Origin of the sequence: Streptomyces sp. NBRC 110611 (assembly GCF_001590865.1) — a bacterium.
In the GTDB taxonomy this organism is placed as follows: domain Bacteria; phylum Actinomycetota; class Actinomycetes; order Streptomycetales; family Streptomycetaceae; genus Streptomyces.
This window is the reverse complement of record NZ_BBUY01000016.1, coordinates 73327-90356: the sequence shown is the minus strand read 5'-3', so window position 1 is coordinate 90356 and position 17030 is coordinate 73327. Positions and strand designations below refer to the sequence as shown.

The window sequence follows — 17030 nt, the reverse complement described above, 5'->3', positions numbered from 1 at the left end:
CAGTCCTTCAGCGACGAGAAGCAGGCGGTGGAGTGGGCCAACGGCGTCGAGTACGCCCTCGCGTCCTCGGTGTGGACCAAGGACCACGCCCGCGCCATGCGGATGTCCAAGGCGCTGGACTTCGGCTGCGTCTGGATCAACACCCACATCCCGCTGGTCGCCGAGATGCCGCACGGCGGATTCAAGAAGTCCGGCTACGGCAAGGACCTCTCCGCCTACGGCTTCGACGACTACACCCGCATCAAGCACGTCATGACCTCACTGGACGGCTGACCCGGCCGGCCAGGGCCCCGGGGCCGGGCCGCCCTGCTCGGCACATCGGCACATCGATACCTCGACACACCGTCGCGGGCGGAGGCCCGGCAACTGACGCTCTGTCGCTTGCCGCCTCCGCCCGCACCACGTCAGAGTGCTCGCCATGGCTGATCTTTCGCGGCGGGCGCTGCTCCGGGGCATGAGCGGAATGGGGGCGGCCGCGGCACTGGCCGCCCTGGCCGGATGCGGGGTGCCGCCCGCGTACATCAAGGCGGCGGACCGCGCCGGCGCCGACCGCTCGGCGCGGGACCGGAAGATCGTCTTCGCCAACTGGCCGCTCTACGTCGACGTCGACGACCGCGACCAGCACCGCCGCCCCACCCTGCAGGCCTTCGAGCGGCGCACCGGGATCTCCGTCACCTACTCCGAGGAGATCAACGACAACGACGAGTTCTTCGGCAAGATCGGCCCCGCCCTGATGAACCGCCAGGGCACCGGCCGCGATCTCATCGTCATCAGCGACTGGATGTGCGCCCGGTTCGTCCGGCTGGGCTGGGTCCAGACGATGGACCGCGCCGCCCAGCCGCACGTCGCCCGGCACCTCGATCCGCTGCTGCGCAACCCGCACTTCGACCCCGGCCGCAGACACGCGGTGCCCTGGCAGTCCGGGATCACCGGTATCGCCTACAACCGCCGCAAGCTCGGCCGGGAGATCCAGCACACCTCCGACCTGTGGCAGGACGATCTGCGCGGCCGGGTCACCCTGCTCGCCGGGCTCGACGAGGCGTTCGCCATGCTGATGCAGGGCAACGGAGCCGACATCACCCGCTGGACCGCCGACGACTTCCACCGCATGACCGACCAGGTCCGCGGCCTCGTCGGCAAGGGCCACATCCGGCGCTTCACCGGCAACGACTACATCAAGGACCTGGACTCCGGTGACGTCCTCGCCGCGCAGGCCTACTCGGGCGACGTGGTCCAGCTCCGGGCGGACAACCCGGACATCGAGTTCGTGGTGCCGCAGGAGGGCGCCGAGCTGTGGGCGGAGAGCCTGATGATCCCCAACCGCGCCGACCACAAGCGCAGTGCCGAGCGGCTGATCGACTACTACTACGAGCCAGGGGTCGCCGCGGAGCTGGCCGCCTGGGTCAACTACGTCTGCCCTGTGCCGGCCGCGCGCGACGTCCTGGCCTCCGCCAAGGACAAGGAGCGGGCGGCGCTCGCGAACGACCCGCTGATCTTCCCCGACGACGCGATGCGCAAGCGGCTGGCGATCGCCCGGGACATCAGCGCCGAGGAGCGGGCGGTGTTCGCCAAGGAGTGGAACGCGATCGTGGGGCTGTGAGCGGGGGCCGGTGCCGTGTGGTGCCTCCTTCCTGTTTCCGGCAATGATTACGGAGCGTTATTAGTTCCTGCTCTTTGTGGTCAGGATGGTCAGGCTGGGGGTTGGGTGGCTGTGTGGGTGTGGGTGGCCGTGTAGGTGTCTATTTCGGCTGTGAGGCGGGACTTGGCGGGGGCGTCCATGAAGGAGGCTTCGACGGCGTTCTTGGCGAGGGTGGCCACGCCCTGTGCGTCGAGGTCCAGGAGGCGGGCGGCGATGCGGTACTCGGTGTTGAGGTCCGTGCCGAACATCGGGGGGTCGTCGCTGTTGATCGTGACCAGTACGCCGGCGTCGAACATCGCCCTGACCGGGTGCTCCTCCAGCGTGCGCACCGCGCGGGTGGCGATGTTGGAGGTCGGGCAGACCTCCAGCGGGATGCGGTGCTCGGCGAGGTGCGCCAGCAGCTTCGGGTCCTGCGGGGCGCTGGTGCCATGGCCGATGCGCTCGGCGCGCAGGTCGTCGAGGGCGTCCCAGATGGTGCCGGGGCCCGTGGTCTCACCGGCGTGCGGTACCGAGTGCAGGCCGGCGGCGATCGCACGGTCGAAGTACGGCTTGAACTGCGGGCGGGGGACGCCGATTTCGGGCCCGCCGAGACCGAACGAGACCAGGCCCTCGGGCCGCAGGTCGCAGGCGATCCGGGCGGTCTCCGCCGCGGCCGCCAGGCCCGCCTCGCCGGGAATGTCGAAGCACCAGCGGAGGAAGACGCCCAGCTCGGACTCCGCGGCCTTGCGGGCGTCCTCGATGGCCTCGACGAACGCCACGTCGGGGATGCCGCGGCGGGTCGAGCTGAAGGGTGTGACGGTCAGCTCGGCGTAGCGGATCTGCTGCCGGGCCATGTCCCGGGCGACCTCGTACGTGAGCAGCCGGACGTCCTCGGCGTCGCGGATCAGGTCCACGACGGAGAGGTAGACCTCGACGAAGTGGGCGAAGTCGCGGAAGGTGAAGTAGTCGGCCAGCGCCTCGGGGTCGGTGGGGACGGCAGAGTCCGGGTGCCGGGCGGCGAGCTCGGCGACGATGCGGGGGGAGGCCGATCCGACGTGATGGACGTGCAGCTCCGCCTTGGGCAGGCCCGCTATGAAGGCGTCGAGATCGGACAACGGGTTCTCCTGGTGGGTTGGTGGGTTGGTGGTGGGCTGGTGGGGCGCCCGGTGCGTGCGGGACCTCACGGCCCGGTCATGGTATGCGGGGCGCGGGAGGCGGCCGGCAGGCGGTGGGCGGTAGCCGGGGGAGGGGCGGTGGTCCCGGCTGGCCGCTGTTACTGCCCCGGGGCTGCCGGTTTGCGTAGGCGCTGGCGGGCCTCCATCAGTGCGAAGCCGAGCAGGTTGAGCCCCCGCCAGCGCTCCGGGGCCGTGGCGCGGTCGTCGTCGGCGGCGAGGCCGATGCCCCATATCCGGTCCAGCGGGCTGGCCTCGACCAGGACCCGGGAGCCCGTGCCCAGCAGGAACTTCCGCAGCGCGGGATCCCCGCCGAATTTGTGGACGCTGCCCTCGACGACCAGGCCGAAGCGGTGCCGTCGCCAGATCTTCTCGTCGAAGCCGCGGACCGTGCGCCCGGCGGCCTTGGCCTGCTGGGGGTGGCCCGCCGCTATCGCCCGCTGTTCCGCCTCCGCGTCGTCGAAGAGCCGGGCCTTGCCGGCCATCATCCAGTGTTCGGCGGTGGCGTAGGTGATCCCGTCGACCGTGAACGGGGCGGGCCACCACTGGCTGAAGCAGCTCGGGCCGAGGGTCCCGTCGCGCCGCGGGCTGTGCCCCCAGAAATGGACGTACTTCCAGTGTCCGCCGGAGGCGGGGCCGCGGCGCAGGTCCTCGACCGAGCGCGGTCCGTCCGAGGGTTGTCCGTCCGCGGCCCGCTCGCCCACGCCCTCTGCACCCGCGGCCCGTTTGCCCACGGGCTGTCCGGCAGCGGCCCGGCCGTTCGTGATCGTCATGCCTTCCCCCGTACTGTCGTGCATCATGCCGGGATTCTGTCAGCGGGTGCTGACAACGTGTCGGGGCCGCCCTCCTGGGAATCGCAGAATTCGTCGCGTAACCAAAAGGCAACAACGGAATCACTTGTTGGGGCCGCCTCACTCTGTCAAGATCGGCCATCACTTCCGGAAGCAGCTACGCCAGGCAGTGCCGCGGAGCGGCCCCTGGCGCCCGGCGGAGGAGAGCACCATGGATCACCGATTCGACGTCACCGAGCGCTTCGGCCGGGGCGCGCAGTTCATCGCGGGCAGTCTTCGCGGCGGCACCTCCGGCCGGACCCAGGCGGTCGTGGACCCGGCGACCGGCGAGACGGTGTACTCCTACGCCCTCGCCGGCCCGGCGGATGTGGACGCCGCCGTCGAGGCGGCCGTCCGGGCCTTCCCCGAGTGGGGCGGGGCCACGCCGGGTGAGCGCTCCGGCATCCTGCACCGCTTCGCCGCCGCGCTCGCCGAGGACGCCGCCGACCTCGCCTTCGCCGAATCGCTGAACTGCGGCAAGCCGATCAGGCTCAGCACCGAGTTCGATGTGCCGGGTACGGTCGACAACGCCGCGTTCTTCGCCGGTGCCGCCCGCCATCTGGAGGGCAGGGCGGCCGGTGAGTACAGCGCCGACCACACCTCCGTCATCCGCCGGGAACCGCTCGGCGTCGTCGGCTCCATCGCACCGTGGAACTATCCGCTCCAGATGGCCGCCTGGAAGGTGCTGCCGGCCATCGCCGCGGGCAACACCATCGTCCTGAAGCCCGCCGAGATCACCCCGCTGACCTCGCTGCTGTTCGCGCAGGCCGCCCGGCGCGCCGGGCTCCCGGACGGTGTGCTCAACATCGTCTCCGGGGCCGGCCGGGACGCCGGTGAGCACCTGGTGGGCCATCCCTCCGTCGCCATGACCTCCTTCACCGGGTCTACCGCGGTCGGCAGGCGTGTCGCCGGGATCGCCACCGGCACCGTCAAGCGGCTGCACCTGGAGCTGGGCGGCAAGGCGCCGTTCGTGGTCTTCGACGACGCGGATCTGGAGGCGGCCGTCCACGGGGCGGTGGCCGGGGCGCTGATCAACACCGGGCAGGACTGCACCGCCGCCACCCGCGCCTATGTCCAGCGACCGCTGTACGACGCGTTCGTCAGCGGAGTCGCCGACCTGATGACGACGGTACGGCTCGGCGACCCCCTCGACCCGGCCACCGACCTGGGCCCGCTGATCTCGCATGCCCAGCGCGACCGGGTGGCCGGTTTCGTCGACCGGGCGCGCGGTGACGCCACCGTCGTCACCGGTGGTGAGGCGCCGCAGGGCGAGCTGGCCAAGGGCGCGTACTACCGGCCCACGCTGATCGCCGGGGCCGCGCAGGAGAGCGAGATCGTCCAGTCCGAGGTCTTCGGCCCGGTGCTGGCCGTCCTGCCCTTCGACAGCGACGACGAGGGAATCGCGCTGGCCAACGACACCCCCTACGGACTGGCCGCCTCCGCCTGGAGCCGCGACGTCTACCGCACCGGCCGCGCCACCCGCGAGATCAACGCCGGCTGTGTGTGGGTCAACGACCACATCCCGATCCTCAGCGAGATGCCGCACGGCGGCGCCAAGGCGTCCGGCTTCGGCAAGGACATGTCGGCCTACTCCTTCGAGGAGTACACCCAGGTCAAGCACGTCATGTACGACAACACCGCGGTGGCCAGGAAGGGGTGGCACCGCACCGTCTTCGGGGACCGTGGGTGAGGTTCCGGAGGTTCCGTGGGCCCGGGACGTTCCGAACCCGTGGACCTGAGCAGCCCTGACCCCGTGGACCTCAGCAGTCCTGCCCCGGTGGACCTGCGCAGTCCTGACCCTGTGGGCCTGAGACGTTCCGCAGCAGACCTGAGACATCCTGAAGTGGGCCTGAGACGTCCTGAAAGGGCACCGCGTATGGAGCACCGCCAGCAGCCCCGAACCCTGTCGTCACCCCTGCCACCCCTGCCACCACCCTTGTCGCCGGCCGAACTCAGCGCCATGCGCCGGAGCGCGGTCAACGGCCGGCTGGCCATGACCCGCCGCTCGCTGCTGCGCGCCGGCGGCGCCATGGCGGCCACGGTCGGCGGTCTCGGCGCCCTGGCGGCCTGCGGAATCCCGCCCGCCGGCCGTACCGGCGCCGGCCGGACCGAGGACCACTCCCGGACGGAGCGGCGCGTCGCCTTCTCCAACTGGACCGCGTACATGGACGTCAGCGAGGACGGCAAGCGCCACCCCTCACTGGACGGCTTCACCCGGCGCACCGGCATCGCGGTCAAGTACACCGAGGACATCAACGACAACGACGAGTTCTTCGGCAAGGTCCGGCCCCAGCTGGCGGCCGGCCAGGACACCGGCCGCGACCTGATCGTGCTCACCGACTGGATGTGCGCCCGGATGATCTCCCTCGGCTGGATCCAGCGGCTGGACCCCGCCCACCTGCCGCACGCCCACGCCAACCTCTCGGCCCAGTACCGCGACCCCACCTGGGATCCGGGCCGGGCATACTCCTACGTCTGGCAGGGCATCCCCGCGATCATCGCGTACAACGTGCGGGCCACCGGCGGGAGGACGGTCGACTCGGTCGGCCAGCTGCTGGAGGACCCGCAGCTCATGGGCCGGGTGGCGTTCCTGTCCGAGATGCGGGACACCGTCGGCCTGACCCTCCTGGACATGGGCAGGCGCCCCGAGGACGTCACCGCGGACGACTTCGCCGCGGCGCTCGCCCGGCTGCGCAAGGGTGTGGACCGCAAGCAGATCCGCCGCTTCACCGGCAACGACTACACGTCCGACCTGACCAAGGGCGACCTCGCCGCCTGCGTGGCCTGGGCCGGCGACGTCGTCCAGCTCCAGCGGGACGACCCGGACATCCGGTACGCCATCCCCAGGGCCGGCTATATGACGTCCACCGACAACCTCATGGTGCCGAACCAGGCCCGGCACCGGCGGAACGCCGAACGGCTCATCGACTACTTCTACGAGCCGAAGGTGGCGGCCCGGCTCGCCGCGTCCATCCACTACGCCTGCCCGGTCGACGGCGTACGTGAGGAGCTGGCCAGGATCGACCAGGCGGCGGCCGGCAACCCGCTGATCCTGCCGGACAAGGAGATGGCCGAGCGGTCACACTCCTTCCGCACCCTGACCACCGAGGAGAACAAGCAGTTCAGCGAGGAGTTCGCCGCTCTGACGGGGGCCTGAGCCGCCCCCACCCGGGCCCGCCCGGGCCGTACCGCCCTCCGACCCACGGGACGACCGACATGACCCACACCGCGACCCCCCGGCGCAGCGGCGGCGACGTCCGCCTCCGCGGGATAAGCAAGACCTACGGCTCCTTCACCGCCGTCCACCCCCTCGACCTGACCGTCCCCGCGGGCTCCTTCTTCGCGCTGCTGGGCGCCTCGGGCTGCGGCAAGACCACCACCCTGCGGATGATCGCCGGACTGGAGGAGCCCACCACCGGGAGCGTCGCCCTGGACGGCCGGGACGTCACCGCCCTGCCGCCCTACAAGCGCCCGGTCAACACCGTCTTCCAGAACTACGCGCTCTTCCCGCATCTGGACATCTACGAGAACGTCGCCTTCGGCCTGCGCCGCCGGGGCATCAAGTCCGTCAAGAAGCAGGTCGAGGAGATGCTCGACCTCGTCCAGCTCGGCCCCCTGGCGCGCCGCAGGCCGCAGCAGCTCTCCGGCGGCCAGCAGCAGCGGGTCGCGGTCGCCCGGGCACTGATCAACCACCCCCAGGTGCTGCTGCTCGACGAGCCGCTGGGCGCCCTCGACCTGAAGCTGCGCCGCCAGATGCAGCTGGAGCTCAAGCGCATCCAGACCGAGGTCGGCATCACCTTCGTGCACGTCACCCACGACCAGGAGGAGGCCATGACGATGGCCGACACCGTGGCCGTGATGAACGGCGGCCGGGTCGAACAGCTCGGCGCGCCCGCCGACCTCTACGAGAACCCCGCCACCACCTTCGTCGCCAACTTCCTGGGCAGCTCCAACCTCATCGAGGCCGAAGTCGTCGAAGCGGGCGGCGACGAGGTCCTCGTCACGGCGGGCGGGGCCAGGCTGCGGCTGCCCGCCGGGCGGTGCACCGCCGCCGTGCGCACCGGCGGCCGGGTCCTGGCGGGCGTACGGCCCGAGAAGATGGCGCTGGCGCACGCCGACGACGCCGGTGCCGTCGCCGAGGGCCACAACCGCGTCCCCGGCACCATCACCGACGCCGGCTTCATCGGGGTGAGCACGCAGTACGTGGTACGCACCCGGGGCGCGGGCAGCCTCGCCGTCTACGAGCAGAACATCGCGCGGGACGGGCGGCTGGTCCCCGGCGCCGAGGTCGTCGTGCACTGGAGCCCCGCGCACACCTTCGGGCTCGACGCCTCGCAGGACATCGGCGCGGGCGCGGACCGGGACGAGGAGGCGGCGTGACCGCCGCCCGGCCGGCTCCCGGAGTCCCCGACAGCACGCTCCCCGTCCGCAAGCCGCCCGCCCGCAGGCGTCTCGTCCCCTACTGGCTGCTGCTGCCCGGCATCCTGTGGCTGATCGTCTTCTTCGCCGCCCCGCTCGTCTACCAGGCGTCGACCTCGGTGCAGACCGGGTCCCTCGAAGAGGGCTTCAAGGTCACCTGGCACTTCGCCACCTACTGGGAAGCGATCGCCGAGTACTGGCCCCAGTTCCTCCGCTCGGTGGGCTACGCGGCCATCGCCACCGCGCTCTGCCTGCTCCTGGGCTACCCGCTGGCCTACCTCATCGCCTTCCGGGCCGGCCGCTGGCGCAACCTGGTGATGATCCTGGTCATCGCCCCGTTCTTCACCAGCTTCCTGATCCGTACGCTGGCCTGGAAGACGATCCTGGCCGACGGCGGGCCGGTCGTCGGCGTGCTGAACACGCTGCACGTCCTGGACGTCACCAGCGCCCTGGGCATCACCGAGGGGCACCGGGTGCTGGCCACCCCGCTCGCGGTGGTCTGCGGCCTCACCTACAACTTCCTGCCGTTCATGGTCCTGCCGCTGTACACGTCGCTGGAGCGCATCGACCCCCGGCTGCACGAGGCGGCCGGTGACCTCTACGCCCGCCCGGCCACCACCTTCCGCCGGGTGACCTTCCCGCTGTCCATGCCCGGGGTCGTGGCCGGCACCCTGCTCACCTTCATTCCGGCCGCCGGTGACTACATCAACGCCGAGCTGCTGGGCTCCACCGACCAGAAGATGATCGGCAACGTCATCCAGTCGCAGTTCCTGCGGGTGCTGGACTACCCGACCGCCGCGGCGCTCTCCTTCCTCCTCATGGCGGCCATCCTCGCCATGGTCACGGTCTACATCCGCAAGTCCGGGACGGAGGATCTGGTCTGATGCGCCTGCTCCGACGGAACCTGGTGGTCCTCGCGGGCCTGCTGACGCTGGCGTACCTGGTGCTGCCCAACGTCATCGTGCTGGTCTTCTCCTTCAACAAGCCCCATGGCCGGTTCAACTACCAGTGGCAGCGCTTCTCCACGGACGCCTGGACCGATCCGTGCGGTGTCGCGGACCTGTGCGGCTCGCTGGGGCTGAGCCTGCGGATCGCCGTCTGGGCCACGCTCGGCGCGACCGTCCTCGGCACCATGATCGCGTTCGCGCTGGCCCGCTACCGCTTCCGCGCCCGGGCCGGCGTCAACACCCTGATCTTCCTGCCGATGGCGATGCCGGAGGTCGTGATGGCCGCCTCGCTGGCCACGCTCTTCCTCAACATGGCCGTCCCGTTCGGCTTCTGGACGATCCTCATCGCCCACATCATGTTCTGCCTGAGCTTCGTCGTCACCGCCGTCAAGGCGCGGGTGATGAGCATGGACCCGCGGCTGGAGCAGGCAGCCCAGGACCTCTACGCCACCCCGCTGCAGACCTTCCTGCGGGTGACGCTGCCGATCGCCGCCCCCGGTATCGCCGCCGGCGCGCTGCTGTCCTTCGCCCTCTCCTTCGACGACTTCATCATCACCAACTTCAACGCCGGCTCCACCGTGACCTTTCCCATGTTCGTCTGGGGATCGGCGCAGCGGGGCACACCCGTTCAGATCAATGTCATCGGTACGGCGATGTTCCTCGTCGCCGTGCTCTGCGTACTCGTCGGCCAACTGGCCGGATCCCGCCGCAAAAGGAGCCAGAGGAGCTGAGAACCATGGCACGAGCTGCCATGTCGCACCCTTCCGGAGCGTCCCCCGTCCACGCGCTCGCGGACGCCGCCCCCACCCCCTTCTGGCTGGACGACCCGCTCCGCCCCGACCCGCTGCCCGCCCTGGTCGGCGACGAGACCTGCGATCTGCTGGTCGTCGGCGGCGGCTACTCCGGCCTCTGGACCGCGCTGCTCGCCAAGGAGCGCGACCCGCAGCGCGATGTCGTCCTCATCGAGGGCGCCGAGGTGGGCTGGGCCGCCTCCGGCCGCAACGGCGGATTCTGCGCCGCCTCCCTCACCCACGGCCTCGGCAACGGCCTGGCCCGCTGGCCCGGCGAACTCGCCCGGCTCGAGGAGCTCGGCATCCGCAACCTCGACGCCATCGAGGACACGGTCGCCCGTTACGGCATCGACTGCGCCTTCGAGCGCACCGGCGAGATCGACATCGCCACCGAGCCCCACCAGGTCGCCGAACTCCGGGAGGCCGCCGAGGCCGCCGCGCGCCTCGGCCTGGACCGGCACGTCCTCCTCGACCGGGACCAGCTGCGCGCCGAGGTCGACTCGCCGATCTTCCGCGCCGGCCTGTGGGACCGCGACGGCGTCGCCATGCTCCACCCGGCCCGGCTCGTCTGGGGCCTGAAGGAGGCCTGCCTCGGCCTGGGCGTGCGGATCTACGAGCGCACCCGCGCCACCGCGCTGGCCTCCGAGGGCCTGGGCATGGCCGTCCGCACCCCGTACGGCAGGGTGTTCGCCCGCCATGTCGCCCTCGGCACCAACGCCTTCCCCTCACTGGTCCGCCGGGTACGCCCGTATGTCGTCCCGGTCTACGACCACGCCCTGATGACCGAGCCGCTCTCCGCCGAGCAGCGCGCCGCCCTCGGCTGGCGGAACCGCCAGGGCCTCTCCGACAGCAGCAACCACTTCCACTACTTCCGCATCACCGCCGACCACCGCATCCTGTGGGGCGGCTACGACATCGTCTACCGCTACGGCGGCGGCGTACGGGCCGAGTACGACCACCACCCGGCCACCTACGAGAAGCTCGCCCGGCACTTCTTCCACTGCTTCCCGCAGCTGGACGGGCTGCGCTTCACCCACGCCTGGGGCGGTGCCATCGACACCTGCGCGCGGTTCTCGGCGTTCTTCGGCACCGCCCACGCCGGCCGGGTCGCCTACGCGGTGGGCTATACGGGGCTGGGCGTGGGGGCGACCCGTTTCGGCGCCGAGGTGATGCTCGACCTGCTCGCCGGTGAACGCACCGAGCGGACGGAGCTGGAGATGGTGCGCAGCAAGCCGCTCCCCTTCCCGCCCGAACCGCTGCGCTGGGCCGGCATCGGCCTCACCCAGTGGTCGATGACCCGCGCGGACACCCATGGCGGCCGGCGCAACCTGTGGCTGCGGGCGATGGACCGGCTGGGGCTGGGCTTCGACAGCTGACGGAAGGCCAGTGGGGCCGGCGGGGGCCGGAGTGCGGGGCCCGGTGGGCGCGCCCGCGCCCCGGCCCCCACCGGTCGCACCCCGCGCACCACACCGCGAGCAGCACCCCCGCCAGGCACCAGCTGCCCAGGACGTCCAGCGGCCAGTGATAGCCGCTGCGGACCAGACCCACGCCGACCCCGACGTTGCCCAGCACCACACCGGCGACGCCCACCGGCACCACCAGGCGCCGTGCCCGCCCCCGTCCGGGGCCCGGTGCGCGTCCCCGGGCCAGCAGCATCGCGGCCAGTCCGTACGCGACCGCCGCCGCCGCGCCGTGCCCCGACGGGTAGAAGCCGTCCGGCACACCGTCCGCCATGCGCGGCGGTCCGGGCCGGGCGAGCCACAGTTTGAGCGGGACGACCAGCGCGGGCACGGCGGCGAACGTGAACCCCGCGGCGAGCGGCGGCAGCCACCGGCGCGCGGCCGGCCCGCCCCCTGCCGCCTCCCGGTGCGCCTGGTGCCCCCGCCGCCCCTCCTGCGGTCCCCGCCGCTCCTCCCGCCACCCACGCCATCCGCGCCATCCGGCCCAGGCCATCGCCGCCAGCAGCACCGGCAGCGCGACGGCCGTGTTGCCGAGATCGGCGAGGAGTTCGGCGGCGGAGGACGGGAATCCGCTGCTCGCGAGGGCGCGGCCCAGCCGCTCGTCGAGCGCACGCAGCGGTCCGCCCACCGCCACCTGCCAGGTGAGCACCCCGAAGAGCAGCCCGCTGAAGAGCGCCGCCAGCAGGCCGGCGGAGTACGGCAGACGCGTGCCGCGGAAAGGGGCCGGCCGCCTCGGAACAGGGGGGGTGGTTCCGAGGCGGCCGCGGTGACCGGTGTCCCGCGCGCCCCGGGGGGTATGGGGCGGGCGGACATCCGATCCGTGAGGATTCCCGGAGCCGCCTGTGCCAGGGGTCCCGGTGTCGTGCGCGAGGGCACGGCCTGACCGGAGCCGGGGAGGCGCCGACCGGGCGTCGCCCGCAGTCCCCTGCGGGCGGGGTGTTTCTCTCATCTGCAGAAACCGTACGGCACGGGGAGCACACCGGACAGCCGCATCACCCGGCCGCCATCGGCCCCGCACATCTTCTTCACGCCGCCCCTTCGGCTACGCGGCCGGCTCCGCGCGGGCAGCCGCTCAGATCTCGGCGAAGGCCGCCTCGAGGATGTCCAGACCCTCGTTGAGCAGGTCCTCCCCGATGACCAGCGGCGGCAGGAAGCGCAGCACGTTGCCGAACGTACCGGTCGTCAGCACCAGCAGGCCCTCCCGGTGGCAGGCCTTCGCCAGCGCGCCGGTGACCTCCGGGTTCGGGTCCTTGGTGCCGGACTTGACCAGCTCGATCGCGATCATCGCACCACGGCCGCGGACCTCGCCGACGATGTCGTACTTCTCGGCGATCGCGGTCAGCCGGGCCTTCATGATCTCGCCGATCCGCCGCGCCCTGGCGTTGAGGTCCTGCTCGCGCATGGTCTCGATGGAGCCGAGCGCCGCGGCGCAGGCCACCGGGTTGCCGCCGTAGGTGCCGCCCAGGCCGCCCGCGTGCGCCGCGTCCATGATCTCCGCGCGGCCGGTGACGGCCGCCAGCGGCAGACCGCCCGCGATGCCCTTGGCGGTCGTGATCAGGTCCGGGACGATGCCCTCGTCCTCGCACGCGAACCACTGGCCGGTACGGCAGAACCCGGACTGGATCTCGTCGGCGACGAAGACGATCCCGTTCTCCTTCGCGAAGTCCGCGATGGCCGGCAGGAAGCCCTTGGCCGGCTCGATGAAGCCGCCCTCGCCGAGGACCGGCTCGATGATGATCGCGGCGACGTTCTCCGCACCGATCTGCTTGGTGATCTGCGTGATGACCTGGTCGGCGGCCTCCTGCGCGCAGTTCTCCGGGCCGGTCAGCCAGCGGAAGGGGTAGGCCAGCGGCACGCGGTAGACCTCGGGCGCGAACGGGCCGAAGCCGTGCTTGTACGGCATGTTCTTGGCGGTGAGCGCCATCGTCAGGTTCGTCCGGCCGTGGTAGCCGTGGTCGAACACGACGACCGCCTGGCGCTTGGTGTACGCCCGCGCGATCTTGACGGCGTTCTCGACCGCCTCCGCACCCGAGTTGAACAGCGCCGACTTCTTCGCGTGGTCGCCCGGCGTCAGCTCGGCCAGCTGCTCGCAGACCTCGATGTAGGGCTCGTACGGCGTCACCATCGCACAGGTGTGGGTGAAGTCGGCGAGCTGGGCGGTGGCCCGGCGGACGACGGCCTCGGCGCTGTTGCCGACCGAGGTCACCGCGATGCCCGAGCCGAAGTCGATCAGCGAGTTGCCATCCACGTCCTCCAGGACGCCGCCGCCCGCGCGCTTCACGAACACGGGCAGCACGGCACCGACACCGCCGGCCACCGTGGCCTGCTTACGGGCCCACAGTTCCTGCGACTTGGGGCCGGGGATCGGGGTGACGACGCGACGCTCCTGGGGGAGGCCGGGGCCTCCGGACAGTTCGGTCATGGCAGTCTCCTGGGGTGCGACGGGGAACGTACCGAGGTCTCGTTCGGTGCTCGTGTGCGTTGCTCGTGTTCGGGCTTGTTCTCGCAGGTTAGGGGCGGCCCGGCGGGCGGGGCATGTTCCGTTCGGGAGAAGTGCGCGTGTTGCGTTGTCCGCGCCGGACATAGCGACGCCGCACGGCCAGTAGATTGAGCGGCGGCACGCCCGGCACCGGCGGGCGCGAGCGCGGGCCCGACCAGGACCGGGGGCGTCCGGCCGGGCGCCCGACAACATCACAGGCCACGGCTCAAGGGGGACAAGGGGCACCGGATGGACACCGAGGGCACGCACGACGCACAGCACCCCGCTTCCCGGCCGCCCGGCGGAGCGCACCGGTCCGAACCCACCGTTCCGCGCCCCGCGGCCCCGCCGGTCCCCCCGGCCGCGGCGCCCGGCACCCCGCCCCCGCCGCCCGGCGCTCCGCCCGCGCCGCCCGCCGCACCGCCCGGCCCGCCGCCGGCCAAGCCCGTCGCCCCGCCCGCCGTTCCGCCGGGTGGCGCGGCCGCCCCGGAGCCGCCGGTGGTCCGCTGGCTGCGCACCCCGCGGCCGGCGGCGGCCCCCGGAATCTGGACGTACGGGCACCGGCCCAAGCCGCCCGAGGAACCGGACCGGGTGCCGGGGCGCCAGCTGGTGGCCGGCGCGGTGATCTCGTTCCTGTGCGGGTGGCTGGTGTGGTCGCTGCTGGCGAACGGGTACCTCGGCGACTACTGGCTCTGGCCGCTGCTCGTCCTCACCCCGGACTCCTGGCGGGAGGCCGGCGGCCAGATGCTCTTCGTCTGGGCGACGTACCTCTACTACGGGCTCGTCGTGGCCCTCCTCGTGGTCGTCTTCGGCCGCATCGGCCGCTGGCCCGAGCTCGCCCGCCGGGTACTGGGCCCTGTCGTCCGCCGCGTCCGCGACACCGCACCCGCCGCCGCGCCCGAGCCCGCCGCCGACCGCGCCCAGTGGCCCGAGCTGCGTGCGTACGGTGCCCCGGACGCGGCCGACAAGCTCGCCGCCGAAGCCCGCGCCGGCCGGATGAACGACGTGGACGTGGCGAGGATCGAGCGCGCCTGGCGCTCGGTCCGGTCGGGCCGGAACTCCCTCACGTCGTTCACCGACACCGTCCTCCGGCACGGCGCGGCGGCCTGTGCGCACCCCTCGGGGCTGCGGGACCTGCCGCGCCGGGCCGCCCACCACGACCTGCTGGCCCACCAGGTCCGGATCGGCACGGCCGCCGACCACCCCCGCAACCCCTACCAGCACCGCGGCGTCGGCTGCGCCCTGGGGCCGGGCGTCCTGGGGACGTCGCTGCTCGCCGTCGGGCCGGCCGGCTGCGGCAAGACGACCCGGGTCGTCAGGCCGGTCGTGGAGTCGATGTGCCTGCAGGCGCTGGCCGGGCAGTGCGCGGTGATCGCCGTCGGGGCCGCCGGGGCCGACCTCGGTCCGGACGAGGCGTTCGACGTGGTCGTCCGGGTCGGCCGCCCCGGCCCGCAGTGCGACCTCGACCTCTACGGGGGCACCACCGACCCCGACGAGGCGGCGGGCATGCTCGCCGAGGCGCTGGTGGGTGACCTCGCCGAGCGGCTGCCCGGTGGCGACAGCCGGCCGGCGGCGACCGTACTGGCGCAGCTGCTCGGCCCCTTCCGGGCCGCCCATGACCGCTTCCCCACCGTGCCCGAGCTCCGCGAACTGCTGGACGGCGCACCCGCGACGATCGCCGCGCTGCGCACCGCGCTGGAGCAGGCCGGAGCGGACACCCTGCTGCGCGAACTGGACGCCCGGGCGCGTCAGTCGGAGCGCCCCGGCGACCTCGCCGTCCTCCTGGCCGACCGCCTCGCCCTCCTGGACCGGCCCGCCTTCGCCGCCTTCTTCGACCCGACGGGCCGCACCCGGCAGGTCTCGCTGCGCGCCCTCGACCATCCCCTCCGGGTCCGGATCGAGCTGCCCGAGCGCGGCCACGCGGAGGCCTCCCGGATTCTGGCCCGACTGGTCCTCGCTCAGTTCACCGAGTGCGCCGTCGCCCGTAGCGACCGTTCGCTGTTCGCCTGTCTGGTGCTGGACGAGGCCGCCGGCACCCTCACCGCGGAGGCGCTCCGCGGGCTGCAGCGGCTGCGCTCGGCGAACGCCGGGGTGGTGCTCACGCTGCGCTCCCTCGACGACGTCCCCGATGCGCTGCGCGGCACGCTGCTCGGCACGGTCGGCTGCCGGATGGCGTTCGCGGGGGTCACGACCTGGGACGGTGCGCGGTTCGCCGAGGTCTGGGGCAAGGAGTGGGTGGAGACCCGTGATGTGACGGACCGTCAGATCATCGCGGAGGGGGCCGCGATGAAGGTGTTCCACGCCTTCCGCCACCTGGTCACGGGGAAGGCTGCCACGGCCAAGGCGATCACCGTCCGCACCGTCGAGCGGGAGCGCTGGTCCGCCTCCGACCTCGCCAACTCCGTCCCGGCCGGGCACGCGGTGCTGTCGGTGACCGCGGTCGGCGGGGAGTCGGCTCCGCCGGTCCTCGTCGACCTGCGGTCCTGAGGGCCGGGGGAGCGACCCGCCGACGACAGGGCCCCCCGGGTTCCCCGCCGCGGCTCCCGGCTCTCCCCGGGACTCATCCGCTGAGGCAGAATCGGCATAGGCCGTTCGTACGGGGCGGCGCAATCCCCGGCGCAGTCATCTCCTCGGCACAGTCCCCGCCCGCAGTTCCCGCAGTCGTCGCAGTCATCGGAGTCATCGAAGGTCCTATGCCGCACACCCTCGCCTCCCTGGTCAACCACACCGCGCTCAAGCTGACCGTGCTCGCGGGCGGGGAACGGCTGGACGTCCCGGTGCGCTGGGCCCACGCCAGCGAGCTGATCGACCCGGTGCCGTACATGGAGGGCGGCGAGCTGCTGCTGATCACCGCGCTCAAGCTCGACGCGGAGGACCCGGAGGCGACCCGCAGCTACGTCCGGCGGGTCGCGGACGCCGGGGTGGTCGGGCTGGGCTTCGCGGTCGGCGTGAACTACGAGGACGTGCCCCGGGCGCTGGTCGCGGCGGCGCGGGAGCGCGGGCTGCCCCTGCTGGCGGTGCCCCGCCGGACACCGTTCATCGCGATCAGCAAGGCGGTGTCGGCCGCCGTGGCCGAGGACCGCTACCGGGCGGTGACCGCCGGTTTCGAGGCGCAGCGCGAGCTGACCCGCGCCGCGCTGAGCGCGGATGGACCGGACGGGCTGCTGGCCCGGCTCGCGGCGCACCTGGACGGCTGGACGGCGCTCTACGACGCGTCGGGGACCGTGGTGGCGGTCGCTCCCGACTGGGCCGCGCGCCGGGCGGCCCGGCTCGCGCCGGATGTGGCCCGGCTGCGGGAGCGGCCCGCGCCCGCC

14 protein-coding genes are annotated in these 17030 nt (G+C 72.6%); 10 read left to right on the top strand and 4 right to left on the bottom strand.

The genetic code is table 11. From position 1 onward, the window contains the following. Together AZE13_RS26250 and AZE13_RS26245 are read left to right on the top strand one after the other, a co-directional pair. The coding region (locus AZE13_RS26250) for an aldehyde dehydrogenase family protein (protein ID WP_147264726.1) at positions 1 to 273 on the top strand (273 nt) is incomplete at its 5' end. A gap of 145 nt (positions 274 to 418) precedes the next feature. Then, a complete protein-coding gene (locus tag AZE13_RS26245; RefSeq protein ID WP_066937186.1) occupies positions 419 to 1600 on the top strand; it encodes a spermidine/putrescine ABC transporter substrate-binding protein in 1182 nt (393 codons plus the stop codon). 89 nt (positions 1601 to 1689) lie between these two features. Here the strand turns inward: AZE13_RS26245 and AZE13_RS26240 are convergent, their stop codons facing one another. Beyond that, the gene (locus tag AZE13_RS26240) at positions 1690 to 2802 is read right to left on the bottom strand and encodes an adenosine deaminase (RefSeq protein ID WP_398780231.1); all 1113 of its coding nucleotides are present in this window, start codon (positions 2800 to 2802) and stop codon (positions 1690 to 1692) included. A gap of 89 nt (positions 2803 to 2891) precedes the next feature. Then, on the bottom strand, positions 2892 to 3563 hold the full coding sequence (locus AZE13_RS26235) for an NADAR family protein (RefSeq protein ID WP_079124381.1): 672 nt from the start codon (positions 3561 to 3563) through the stop codon (positions 2892 to 2894). A gap of 229 nt (positions 3564 to 3792) precedes the next feature. On the opposite strand from AZE13_RS26235, the gene AZE13_RS26230 reads away from it, so the two are divergent. The 6 genes from AZE13_RS26230 (at position 3793) to AZE13_RS26205 (ending at position 11153) form a co-directional block, all read left to right on the top strand. Beyond that, entirely contained in the window at positions 3793 to 5310 is a 1518-nt protein-coding gene (locus tag AZE13_RS26230; protein WP_066936987.1) for a gamma-aminobutyraldehyde dehydrogenase, read from the top strand. 186 nt (positions 5311 to 5496) lie between these two features. Further along, the gene (locus tag AZE13_RS26225; RefSeq protein WP_066936984.1) at positions 5497 to 6777 is read left to right on the top strand and encodes a spermidine/putrescine ABC transporter substrate-binding protein; all 1281 of its coding nucleotides are present in this window, start codon (positions 5497 to 5499) and stop codon (positions 6775 to 6777) included. 59 nt (positions 6778 to 6836) lie between these two features. Then, on the top strand, positions 6837 to 8000 hold the full coding sequence (locus AZE13_RS26220; protein ID WP_066936981.1) for an ABC transporter ATP-binding protein: 1164 nt from the start codon (positions 6837 to 6839) through the stop codon (positions 7998 to 8000). After that, the gene (locus tag AZE13_RS26215) at positions 7997 to 8923 is read left to right on the top strand and encodes an ABC transporter permease (RefSeq protein ID WP_066936978.1); all 927 of its coding nucleotides are present in this window, start codon (positions 7997 to 7999) and stop codon (positions 8921 to 8923) included. Before AZE13_RS26220 ends, AZE13_RS26215 begins: the two co-directional genes overlap by 4 nt. Further along, the gene (locus tag AZE13_RS26210) at positions 8923 to 9717 is read left to right on the top strand and encodes an ABC transporter permease (RefSeq protein ID WP_066936975.1); all 795 of its coding nucleotides are present in this window, start codon (positions 8923 to 8925) and stop codon (positions 9715 to 9717) included. Before AZE13_RS26215 ends, AZE13_RS26210 begins: the two co-directional genes overlap by 1 nt. A gap of 20 nt (positions 9718 to 9737) precedes the next feature. Then, positions 9738 to 11153 (top strand): NAD(P)/FAD-dependent oxidoreductase, encoded by a 1416-nt coding sequence (locus AZE13_RS26205; protein ID WP_066936973.1) that lies wholly within the window; start codon positions 9738 to 9740, stop codon positions 11151 to 11153. Here AZE13_RS26205 and AZE13_RS26200 read toward each other — a convergent pair. Both AZE13_RS26200 and gabT read right to left on the bottom strand, forming a co-directional pair. Next, entirely contained in the window at positions 11056 to 11886 is an 831-nt protein-coding gene (locus tag AZE13_RS26200) for a phosphatase PAP2 family protein (RefSeq protein WP_258528002.1), read from the bottom strand. The two genes, AZE13_RS26205 and AZE13_RS26200, sit on opposite strands and share 98 nt — an antisense overlap. Before the next feature lie 423 nt (positions 11887 to 12309). After that, on the bottom strand, positions 12310 to 13659 hold the full coding sequence (gene gabT / locus AZE13_RS26195; RefSeq protein WP_066936967.1) for a 4-aminobutyrate--2-oxoglutarate transaminase: 1350 nt from the start codon (positions 13657 to 13659) through the stop codon (positions 12310 to 12312). 306 nt (positions 13660 to 13965) lie between these two features. Between gabT and AZE13_RS26190 the strand changes: the two genes are divergently transcribed. Continuing rightward, positions 13966 to 16203 carry an ATP-binding protein gene (locus AZE13_RS26190; protein ID WP_066936965.1) on the top strand — a complete coding sequence of 746 codons (2238 nt, stop codon included), beginning with the start codon at positions 13966 to 13968 and terminating at the stop codon, positions 16201 to 16203. 206 nt (positions 16204 to 16409) lie between these two features. Continuing rightward, the coding region (locus AZE13_RS26185; RefSeq protein ID WP_181690452.1) for a PucR family transcriptional regulator ligand-binding domain-containing protein at positions 16410 to 17030 on the top strand (621 nt) is incomplete at its 3' end.